The 10,210-nt window shown below is 36.9% G+C and carries 11 protein-coding genes and 1 other annotated feature; of the genes, 3 read left to right on the forward strand and 8 right to left on the reverse strand.

The window, feature by feature from the left end; translation table 11 throughout:
• Positions 1–6: 6 nt before the first annotated feature.
• The 5 genes from leuA to ilvE all read right to left on the reverse strand — a co-directional run bounded on the left by leuA (position 7) and on the right by ilvE (position 5,986).
• Positions 7–1,527 carry a 2-isopropylmalate synthase gene (leuA, locus tag ACODS7_RS12790; RefSeq protein ID WP_016082338.1) on the reverse strand — a complete coding sequence of 507 codons (1,521 nt, stop codon included), beginning with the start codon at positions 1,525–1,527 and terminating at the stop codon, positions 7–9.
• A gap of 1 nt (position 1,528) precedes the next feature.
• Positions 1,529–2,539 (reverse strand): ketol-acid reductoisomerase, encoded by a 1,011-nt coding sequence (gene ilvC, locus ACODS7_RS12795; RefSeq protein WP_016082339.1) that lies wholly within the window; start codon positions 2,537–2,539, stop codon positions 1,529–1,531.
• Positions 2,540–2,565: 26 nt separating this feature from the next.
• Positions 2,566–3,075 (reverse strand): acetolactate synthase small subunit, encoded by a 510-nt coding sequence (ilvN, locus tag ACODS7_RS12800; RefSeq protein ID WP_000822952.1) that lies wholly within the window; start codon positions 3,073–3,075, stop codon positions 2,566–2,568.
• Positions 3,072–4,772 carry an acetolactate synthase large subunit gene (gene ilvB / locus ACODS7_RS12805; RefSeq protein WP_243168084.1) on the reverse strand — a complete coding sequence of 567 codons (1,701 nt, stop codon included), beginning with the start codon at positions 4,770–4,772 and terminating at the stop codon, positions 3,072–3,074. The genes ilvN and ilvB overlap by 4 nt, the downstream gene beginning before the upstream one ends.
• Positions 4,773–4,844: 72 nt before the next feature.
• Positions 4,845–5,072: a binding site (T-box leader), on the reverse strand.
• A gap of 17 nt (positions 5,073–5,089) precedes the next feature.
• Positions 5,090–5,986: a branched-chain-amino-acid transaminase gene (gene ilvE / locus ACODS7_RS12810; RefSeq protein ID WP_016082341.1), complete on the reverse strand. Its 897-nt coding sequence runs from the start codon at positions 5,984–5,986 to the stop codon at positions 5,090–5,092.
• A gap of 414 nt (positions 5,987–6,400) precedes the next feature.
• Here ilvE and ACODS7_RS12815 point away from each other — a divergent pair, with 414 nt between their 5' ends.
• Together ACODS7_RS12815 and ACODS7_RS12820 are read left to right on the forward strand one after the other, a co-directional pair.
• The gene (locus ACODS7_RS12815; protein WP_000752514.1) at positions 6,401–6,640 is read left to right on the forward strand and encodes a DUF3911 family protein; all 240 of its coding nucleotides are present in this window, start codon (positions 6,401–6,403) and stop codon (positions 6,638–6,640) included.
• 82 nt (positions 6,641–6,722) lie between these two features.
• Positions 6,723–6,962, forward strand: coding sequence for a YkuS family protein (locus ACODS7_RS12820; protein ID WP_016082342.1), 240 nt, complete (start codon positions 6,723–6,725; stop codon positions 6,960–6,962).
• A 351-nt stretch (positions 6,963–7,313) separates the two neighbouring features.
• Here the strand turns inward: ACODS7_RS12820 and ACODS7_RS12825 are convergent, their stop codons facing one another.
• Together ACODS7_RS12825 and ytfJ are read right to left on the reverse strand one after the other, a co-directional pair.
• Positions 7,314–7,403 carry a hypothetical protein gene (locus ACODS7_RS12825; protein WP_000608227.1) on the reverse strand — a complete coding sequence of 30 codons (90 nt, stop codon included), beginning with the start codon at positions 7,401–7,403 and terminating at the stop codon, positions 7,314–7,316.
• Between the two features lie 108 nt (positions 7,404–7,511).
• Positions 7,512–7,979, reverse strand: a complete 468-nt coding sequence (gene ytfJ, locus ACODS7_RS12830) for a GerW family sporulation protein (RefSeq protein ID WP_000204241.1) — start codon at positions 7,977–7,979, stop codon at positions 7,512–7,514.
• Between the two features lie 128 nt (positions 7,980–8,107).
• On the opposite strand from ytfJ, the gene ACODS7_RS12835 reads away from it, so the two are divergent.
• The gene (locus ACODS7_RS12835) at positions 8,108–8,482 is read left to right on the forward strand and encodes a hypothetical protein (protein WP_016082344.1); all 375 of its coding nucleotides are present in this window, start codon (positions 8,108–8,110) and stop codon (positions 8,480–8,482) included.
• Between the two features lie 35 nt (positions 8,483–8,517).
• On the opposite strand, the gene ACODS7_RS12840 is transcribed toward ACODS7_RS12835, so the two are convergent.
• Positions 8,518–9,861, reverse strand: a complete 1,344-nt coding sequence (locus ACODS7_RS12840) for a TrkH family potassium uptake protein (protein ID WP_000454115.1) — start codon at positions 9,859–9,861, stop codon at positions 8,518–8,520.
• Between the last annotated feature and the right edge of the window lie 349 nt (positions 9,862–10,210).

Raw genomic sequence — 10,210 nt, forward strand, 5'->3', positions numbered from 1 at the left:
AAATATTTATTTCACAAGCGCTATAAGAGATTTTAATTTCCCTGCTGCATGGACATAAGCTCTCGCCGACGCTTCCAATACGTCTTGCGCAACTCCGAAACCTGATATTTGGTGACTACCTTCTTTTAATTCAACGTGAACGTGAGCAAGTGCATCTTGACCTTGTGTAATAGATTGTATGCGATAATCTGCCAATTCACATTCTAGTCCTAAAATTCTTTGAATCGCATTGTATATCGCTTCAATACTACCAGAACCAGTGGCTGCATCTTCATACACATTTCCTTCCTCATCCTTCAGCACAACTGTTGCGCATTGTGTACTATTTGATACGAAATGCACTTGTAATTGCGTAATGTTATATTGCTGGGCTGCAAATGCTGCTTCACCAAGCATAAGTGCGCGTAAATCTTCCTCAGTAATTTCCTTTTTACGATCAGCCAATTTTTTAAACGCTTCGAATACCGCATCTCGCTCTTCATTTGTAAATTCATAACCAAGCTCTTTCATCTTTTCCGTAAACGCATGACGGCCAGAATGTTTCCCAAGTACAAAGAGATTTTGAGATTCCCCTATAAGCGCCGGTTCGATAATTTCATAAGTTGTTACTTCTTTTAGAACCCCATCTTGGTGGATGCCTGATTCATGAGCAAAAGCATTCGCTCCAACGATTGCTTTATTTTTCGGTACAACCATACCCGTTAACCTGCTTACTAATGTACTCGTTGCCTTAATCTCTTTTAACGTCATCGAAGGTTCTGCTTTATAAAAATCTTTTCTAATATGAAGAGCAACCGCAACTTCTTCTAACGCTGCATTCCCTGCTCTTTCTCCAATGCCATTAATCGTTCCTTCTACTTGCAATGCTCCGCCTTCAACCGCAGCTAACGAATTTGCTACTGCCATACCAAGATCATCGTGACAATGACAAGAAAAAATCGCTTTTTCATATGATGGAACGGATTCTTGTAAGTATTTAAAAAGAGAATAATATTCTTCCGGATTCGTATATCCAACTGTATCCGGAATATTAATTACATTCGCTCCTGCGCGAATCGCAGTTTCTACTGCTTCAGCTAAAAATGCTCTCGATGTTCTTGTCGCATCTTCTGCAGAAAATTGTACTGTCGGAAATAATGATTTTCCAAGCGTAACCGAACGATGAATACTATTTAACACGTCTTCTTTTGACATACAAAGTTTATATTTCATATGAATATCACTTGTAGCTAGAAATACGTGTAGACGAGGAGATACAGCACCTTTCAAAGCTTCATATGCTCTTCGAATGTCACTTTCTTTCGCTCTAGCTAAACTCATAACCGTAGCATTTTGAATTGTATTCGCGATGCGTTTTACTGATTGGAAATCACCTTCGGAAGCTGCCGCGAATCCAGCTTCCATTACATGAATACCAAGCCTCTCTAATTGCCTAGCAATTTGTAATTTCTCTTGTTCATTTAAATTTACTCCTGGTGATTGTTCGCCATCACGAAGCGTTGTATCCATGAACAAAATCTGCTTCATATTATTTAATCCCTACCTTTACTCGCGGCTGTACGAAAGGCATCATTTCACGTAATTTACGTCCAACTACTTCGATTTCATGTTCATTCTCTTTCTCATTTGTCGCGTGGAAATTTGGTCTTCCTGCTTTATGCTCTGCAATCCAGCCTTTTGCAAATGTACCATCTTGAATTTCTGCTAGTACTGCCCCCATCGCTTTCTTCGTATCTTCAGTAACAACGCGTGGTCCTGATACGAAGTCTCCCCACTGCGCTGTATCTGAAACTGAATATCTCATATTTTCAAGTCCACCTTCATACATAAGGTCAACGATAAGCTTCAGTTCATGTAAACATTCAAAATATGCAAGTTCAGGCTGGTATCCCGCATCAACTAACGTTTCAAACCCTGCTTTTACAAGTGCAGTCACTCCGCCGCAGAGTACAGCTTGCTCTCCAAATAAATCTGTTTCTGTTTCTTCTTTAAACGTCGTTTCTAATACACCAGCTCTCGTTGCTCCAATTCCGTCAGCATAAGAAAGTGCTTTTTCAGTCGCAACTCCTGTTGCATCTTGATATACTGCAAATAATGCAGGAACAGCCCCGCCCTCGGCGAACGTACGGCGTACGAGATGCCCCGGTCCTTTTGGAGCTACTAGAAATACATCTACATTAGCTGGTGGTTTTACTTGATCAAAATGAACATTAAATCCATGTGCGAACACGAGAGAGTTTCCGGCCTGTAAGTTTGGTGCAATTTCAGCTTCATATACTTCTGGTTGTAATTCATCAGGTAATAGAATCATTACTACATCAGCTTTTTCCGCCGCTTCTGCTACTGTATATACAGAAAATCCATCTTCTTTCGCCTTATCCCAAGACTTACCTTTTCTTAAACCTACTACTACATCAAATCCGTTATCACGTAAATTTTGCGCATGCGCATGACCTTGCGAACCATATCCGATGATTGCTACTTTCTTTTCCTTTAATACATTTACCGTTACATCTTTCTCATAATAAACTTTTGCCATTTTCATTTCCCCCTATATTTAAATGATTATTGAATTAACATAACTTGCTTATCTTGTTTTTTCATACTACGTGTAAATGCTGTTACACCTGTTCTCGCAATTTCTTTCAAACCGTATGGTCTAAGTAATTCAATTAACGCTTCCACTTTATCTTGTGTACCTGTTACTTGCACAACTATGGAATCCTTCCCAACATCTATTACAGCGGCTCGAAACGGTTCAATTAAACTATATAATTCCGCCCTTGCTACAGAAGTTGCTACTTTAATAAGAGCAAGCTCTCTAGCAATCATTGCTTCTTCTGTAATATCTGATACTTTCAGAACATCGATTTGCTTATGCAGTTGTTTAATTAACTGCTCAACTTGCTGTTCACTTTCCACATGCACAACTATCGTCATCCGTGAAATATCCGATGATTCCGTATGCCCCACTGAAATACTTTCAATATTAAAATGCCTTCGGGTCATAACACCTGTAATTCTATTTAACACACCGCTCTGATTACGAACTGTCGCTGTAACAATTCTCTTCACCTTTTTTCCACTCCTTCCATTTGGTGAACACCTTTCCCGGGCGCAACCATCGGCATAACTTTCTCAGATTGAAGTACACGGCAATCAATTAAGACTGGTTCTTTTAATTCGATCGCATGCTTCAATTGCTTCTTTGCAAGAAGTGGGTCATCAATACGAACACCTTTTATACCATACGCATTCGCAAGAGCGACGAAATCTGGTTGACACGACAATAAAGAATGTGAATATCTTTGATTATAAAATTCGTCTTGCCATTGCCTTACCATCCCTAAAGCTTCATTATTTAAAATAAATACTTTAACAGGTAAAGAATGTTCTTTTAATACACTTAATTCTTGCAGAGTCATTTGAAACCCAGCGTCACCGACAATTGCAATGACTAGTTCATCTGGTTTTGCAATTTGTGCACCAATTGCTGCCGGAAATCCAAATCCCATCGTCCCTAATCCTCCAGAAGTTACCCATTTATCTGGATTTTTCAGCGGATAGTATTGTGCTGCCCACATTTGATGTTGCCCAACGTCTGTTGTTACAATCGCTTCTCCTTTCGTGATTTCATATAGCATATCAATCGCGTATTGAGGTTTAATACTTTCAGAATTTCGTTTATAAGAGAATGGATACTTTTCTTTTCTACTCTTTAATAAAGAGAGCCATTCATGATGATTTTCTTTCTTTCCTTCTGATTGAAGCAATACTTCTAACGCCTGCTTAGCACTTGCAACAATAGGAATTTCAGTCGGCACATTTTTCCCGATTTCTGCTGGATCAATATCGATATGTGCGACAGTCGCCCCTTTAGCAAAATAAGCTAAATTCCCAGTAAGACGATCGTCAAATCTTGCACCTATATTAATGAGTAAGTCGCATTCATATAACGCCATATTGGCTGTGTAAGAACCGTGCATTCCCCCCATCCTTAGAAATAGCCCATCATCTGGCGGAAAACCACCAAGTCCAAGTAACGTATGCACAACAGGGATTTCATATTTACGGGCAAAACTTGTCAATTCTTTCGAAGCTTTCGCATGCAGTATACCTGCTCCAGCTAAAATTAACGGTTTTTTTGCGGTTTCAATTGCTTGTAGTAATTTGTTTATTTGAAGTAGATTCGGTTCATAATTAGGGTTATATCCTGGTAAATCCATTTGTACATTGCTACATCGCTCACCTTTCTCGACTACCATATCTTTCGGAAGGTCAATAACGACTGGTCCTGGTCTTCCTGTTTTAGCAATATGAAATGCTTCTTTAATAATTCGAGGTAAATCTGAGGCCTTTCGCACTTGATAGTTATGTTTTGTCACTGGCATCGTAAGTCCCATAATATCCGCCTCTTGAAAAGCATCGCTCCCAATTAACGTTGTTGCTACTTGGCCTGTAAATACTACAAGTGGCAATGAATCGATCATCGCGTCCGCTAGACCCGTAATTACATTTGTAGCACCTGGTCCACTCGTTGCAATTACAACCCCTGGATTCCCTGTAATTCTGGCATACCCTTCAGCAGCGTGAATTGCCCCTTGCTCATGCCTTGTTAAAATATGCGGAATTTCACAATCATACAGTGCATCATAGAGAGGTAAAACGGCACCACCCGGATATCCGAAAATTACTTCTACGCCTTCCTTTTCTAGCGCTTCTAACAATAGCTGTGCACCAGTTGCCAGTTTCTCTTCCGTTTTTGAAGACATTGTTCTTATAAGCCCCCTTTTTCAAACTTTTATACAATAAAAAAATCCTACGTCCACACTCCAGCTATGTGCTGAAGGGACGAAAGATTTCGCGGTACCACCCTTCTTTGCAAGAATACTCTTGCCTCAGTGATCCATAAATGGATCTAGCTAATAACGGAGCTACCGTCTAAGCCTAGACAAATGCTTTAGCTTAGCACTCAAGGGCGATGTTCGTCGACGTGAACCATCGGTTTTCAGCAACCACCGACTCTCTGTGAGGCTTCACAATCAACTACTCCTCCCTATCAACGCTTTTTTTATGTTAAAAAGAATTGTTATACAACTTTATTTTCTGCGTAAATTTTCTCTCCATCTTCTACAACTAACTTACGAAACTCTTCTAATAAACGGTTCGTATGTGGACCTGTTTGCCCTAAACCAATCGTTCTACCATCTACTGTCGTAACAGCAATAACTTCAGCAGCTGTTCCTGTTAAAAACACTTCATCAGCTACATATACATCATGTCTTGTAAATAGCTCTTCTCTTACGTCATACCCAAGTTTTTCGCCGATTTCTAAAATGGCGTTTCGTGTAATACCTTCTAACGCTCCAGCAGAACTTGGTGGTGTAATTAATTTATTTCCTTTAACAATAAACACGTTATCTCCTGATCCTTCAGCTACATATCCTTGATCATTTAACATAAGTGCTTCTTGTACTCCAGCTAATTTCGCTTCAATACGAACTAAAATATTGTTTAAGTAATTTAAAGATTTTACTTGAGGGGATAAAACATCGGGACGATTTCGGCGCGTTGCAACTGTTACAACTGGAATTCCTTTCTCATAATATTCTTGCGGGAATAAAGATAATTGTTCTGCAATTACTACTACATTCGGCTTCTTACATGAATCGGGATCCAATCCAAGATTTCCTGCTCCTCTTGATACAACAAGGCGAATGTATCCATTAGATAATTTATTTTGTCGAATCGTCTCAACAACAATATTTGTTACTTCATCTAATGAATATGGAATTTCTAAAAGGATTGATTTTGCTGATTCATACAACCGGACAAGATGCTCTCTCAAACGGAAAACATTACCGCTATAAACTCTAATTCCTTCAAATACTCCATCGCCATATAAATAGCCATGATCATATACTGAAACTTTTGCTTCATCTTTTGGAACAAATTCTCCATTTAAGAAAATCCATTGCTCATTCACTAGAAGCGCCTCCTATGTTCTATGAATTTTTTATTGTTTCCTAGTTTACTCTCCTTTCTAAATAAATCAAGTGAATTTTTAGAAAATTTATAATTTTTAATCGTACGTACTTCTTTACTTATATTGATTTAACAACATTGTTAACGTTTACAAAAAATCAAAAAATTTTTTTCACCAATTTCCCCTAAAAAAATATTTGTTTAAAAGAAGGATTTTCATCAATTGATACGAATCTATTGTATTCAATAAACGGACGTCCGATTTTATAAATCCGGGAATATATAACGACTTTTGCTGAAAAAGGGGGAAAATAACAAAAATAGCGCTGTCTAAAAATAACATTCATATTTTTCATTTCGTAATCATAATCCTATTTTTAAAAAACAATTTGTCAAAATGAAGGAGGAAATAAATATGGCGTGTGTACAAATTAAAGGAACGAGACAAGAGGTAGTAGAAATGCTGCAATTATTTGATCTAATGGATACGAAAGGTTTTTGTAAATTCGATAATTACGTAGAGGTAGAACCAAATACGCAAGAACATAATCATTTTATTGCTTCAATCGACATCCATTCAAATACTTCTTCTGCCCAAGATACATTAAACGATCAATTCGTTAGTCAAATGCTTACTGGCGTATATAACGACTAAACAAAGATTTACTTCCTACCGTCTTTTCATAAATGCAGTGAACTTGAGCATACTAGCAATTAGATGGTAGGAGGTGAGAATTATGGCTAGAATTGGCGTTGAAAACTCATTAACAGACGTTCAACAAGCTCTTCAGCAACAAGGTCATGAAGTTGTTACACTTAACTCAGAACAGGATGCACAAGGGTGTGATTGTTGCGTTGTAACTGGGCAAGATTCTAATGTGATGGGCATTGCAGATGCCTCAATTAAAGGATCAGTCATTACAGCTCACGGTTTAACAACGGATGAAATTTGTCAACAAATTGAAAGTCGCACTTAAAAAATGAAAGAGGACTCCTTTTAAAGGAGCCCTCTTTTTTATATTCACCTAACGGGAAAGTAACATATACTGGATGAAAGCCCTACCTCTCTCTCATCATTACGGTTCCACTGACCGCTCCTTGATTCACTAGTATACATATATAGCTTACAAATACAATTTATAGGGTTTGTTCACAAAAGTTGTTGATAAAATTACCCGATCTTTCGCAAACTTTTTGTATTGCATTCATAAGAGATATTTACTTTACACTAGCTGTAACCGAGACACGAATTAAAATTCTAACACCAATACAATAACTTGTCAACATTTTTCCGTAAATTAAAAACAGACATTAACGGTTTGTCTGTTTTAGAATGGAGCTTTTTCTTTTATTACATATACAACAAAGCCGCTTACTAACATAAATAAGCCAACTACTAAGTTTTTGATATTAATCATAAATTCCTCTCCCTTATTCCATACATCATATATATTTACATTTCAATTATTCCGATCATCCTAAAGCGCACTTTTTCTAATATATCATAATTCCTAAAAAATGCAAGTTCACTTTTGACGACCATTCACAAATTTATCTACAGTGCTTGGTACAGTATTTAAAGCCTTTTCAATTAAATGTGTACTGCTGTTGAGATGTAATACCTGCACCCCGTTAGAACCAACTACTAAAAAAGCCACTGGACTAATGGAAACCCCAGCCCCGCTTCCTCCTCCAAATGGATGCCCTTGCTTGTTCTCTTTATGCTGATTTTGCCCACCGTTATGTTTTTCAGTAATAAAATCCCCTTTAAAATCACTTCCACCAGCTCCAAAACCAAAAGCCACTTGAGATACTGTTAATACTACATTTCCGTCAGCTGTTGAAACCGGACTCCCAACAATCGTATTTACATCTACCATCTCTTTTAAATTTGTCATTGCCGTTTTCATTAAATTTTCAATTGGATGTTCCATTATGTATTGCACCCTTTCCTCATTATTCCTTTTTATACTTTCCAAAATAGAGGAAGTCATACTAACTTTTCCTATTTCAAGAAAACATTTTCTTCCTTTTAAAAGATATTACTGCCCGTTAATGCGGGATAAAAAAGAAAAAGAGATACATACTACTATTGAACCTTGTTATGAAAGGAGTCATGACTTTGACTGAGAAATTTGATGATTATAAAAGAAGAGATAGAATAGATAGTGATTATAGTGACTATAAAGAAGAATATGCTGCTGAGGTTGCACCACAACGGATTGATTATGATTACGATGATAAAGACGATAAAGACGTTGTAAAATCATCCGCCGCTGGATCAACTGCTGGTTTTATCGCTCTTGCGCTATCTATTTTATCACTATTTACATTCCCAACACTATTTGGTCTTGTTTCTGTTTTACTCGGTATTTACGCTTATAATCGCGGAGCTACTGTAACTGGCGGTATTGCTGCAATTGTCGGTGGGATTGCTGCACTTATCGCAATTTTATTCCGAGTAGCACTTATTGGCTTATTGTTCTCCCTGTTCTAAAAAAGAAAAAGGTATCTCGCTTAACGCGGGATACCTTATCCTGTAAACACATCTTCCGATGGATATTTTATTTTTTGTTTTGCTGGTCGCGCTAAAGAGAACACAAGTGTTAATGGTCCAATTAATCCGCAGAACATAACAAACATAATAATACATTTTCCGAATGCCGATAGCTTTGCAGTAATTCCCATCGTTAATCCGACTGTGCCAAACGCTGATATTGTCTCAAATAATAATTGAATAAAGCTGAAGTTTTCTGTAAGCATTAATATAAATACCGCTGCAAAAATAAGTATTTGACTGGCAACAGCAATCGCTAAGGCCCTCGTTACTGTCGACATTTTAATTGTACGCTGAAATAAAACAATTTCCTCCTTTTTTCTAAAGAAAGAAAGGACAGATGTAATTAAGATAACAAACGTTGTTAATTTAATCCCTCCACCTGTTGATACACTTCCTGCACCAATAAACATTAAAATCATCGTAAATAATATAGATGATTCTTCCATACCTCCATAGTCAACCGTATTAAATCCAGCTGTCCGCGGGGTAATACCTTGAAAGAAGGAAGCCCACAGTTTTTCATTTAAAGATAAATTCCCTAACGTCTTCACATTATTATATTCCAATACAAAAATCACAATCATTGCTATAACATTTAGCACTACTGTTCCAATAATCATTATTTTTGAGTGAAGTGATAATTTTCGAAAACTGCGACTATACCATATATCAATTAATACGGTAAAACCGAGTCCACCTATTACAATTAAAGAGCAAATCCCAATATTAATAATGGGATCCCCTACATATCTTGTTAAATTATCTGGCCATAAAGCAAATCCTGCATTATTATAAGATGCAATTACATGAAAAATACTATAGTATAAACCTTTTCCAAAACCAAACTCTGGAATAAAACGAAACGATAAAAAGATGACCCCAATAAGCTCAATACAAATCGAAAATATAAAGACACGCTTTACTAATTTTACAAGACCACCTATATTTGTTTGATTAAATGCTTCTCCAATTAATAAACGATGGCGTAATCCGATTTTTTTGCCTAATACCCAAACAATTAAAATGGCAATTGTCATAAGACCTAGACCACCTGTTTGAATTAAAAACATAATAACAATTTCGCCAAACATCGTAAATGTACTTGCTGTATCCACTACTCCCAAACCAGTTACGGTCGCTGCTGACGTTGCTGTAAAGAAAGCATCTACCCAACTAATATGTGCTTTCGTTGCGAATGGTAACTTTAATAACAAACCGCCAACCACAATTAAGCAGAAAAAACCTAACGCTAATATTTGTGGTGGGTTTAATCGTATAAGACGATTATACAGCCCTTGTTTTTTTGTTACTTCCATATCACTAACTCCCTTATTAAAGTGAAGCTTTCCCCTCATAAATAAAAAGCTTTTTAAAGCCCTTAAACAATTGGGACAAACCTTATATTCTTATAATATAGTTGAGCATAATCCTTTTTTTCATAGATTACAACTTTTATTTATATTCAGACTTCTTTTTGTTTTATGCTTGAAAACTATATATCCTAGCTCAATATTGCTAGCAATAACAATTTCATATGTACTATTTTTCAAATCCCCATATCTTTCACTCTATGTTCACATAGAGGTCACATCCACCTTTTATAGTATATGTATCGAAGCTGTTCCTCCCTAATTTATAAGACATTCCCCAGTGTCTTTGAATAGC

The organism is Bacillus sp. FG16, assembly GCF_057809515.1.

Bases quoted from the DNA above. Each gene is read 5' to 3' on its own strand.
- ACODS7_RS12820 (WP_016082342.1), top strand. From the start codon at position 6,723: ATGGCTAGAATTGGCGTTGAAAACTCATTAACAGACGTTCAACAAGCT.
- ilvB (WP_243168084.1), bottom strand. From the start codon at position 4,772: ATGTCTTCAAAAACGGAAGAGAAACTGGCAACTGGTGCACAGCTATTG.
- ACODS7_RS12840 (WP_000454115.1), bottom strand. From the start codon at position 9,861: ATGGAAGTAACAAAAAAACAAGGGCTGTATAATCGTCTTATACGATTA.
- ACODS7_RS12815 (WP_000752514.1), top strand. From the start codon at position 6,401: ATGGCGTGTGTACAAATTAAAGGAACGAGACAAGAGGTAGTAGAAATG.
- leuA (WP_016082338.1), bottom strand. From the start codon at position 1,527: ATGAAGCAGATTTTGTTCATGGATACAACGCTTCGTGATGGCGAACAA.
- ilvC (WP_016082339.1), bottom strand. From the start codon at position 2,539: ATGGCAAAAGTTTATTATGAGAAAGATGTAACGGTAAATGTATTAAAG.
- ACODS7_RS12825 (WP_000608227.1), bottom strand. From the start codon at position 7,403: ATGATTAATATCAAAAACTTAGTAGTTGGCTTATTTATGTTAGTAAGC.
- ytfJ (WP_000204241.1), bottom strand. From the start codon at position 7,979: ATGACTTCCTCTATTTTGGAAAGTATAAAAAGGAATAATGAGGAAAGG.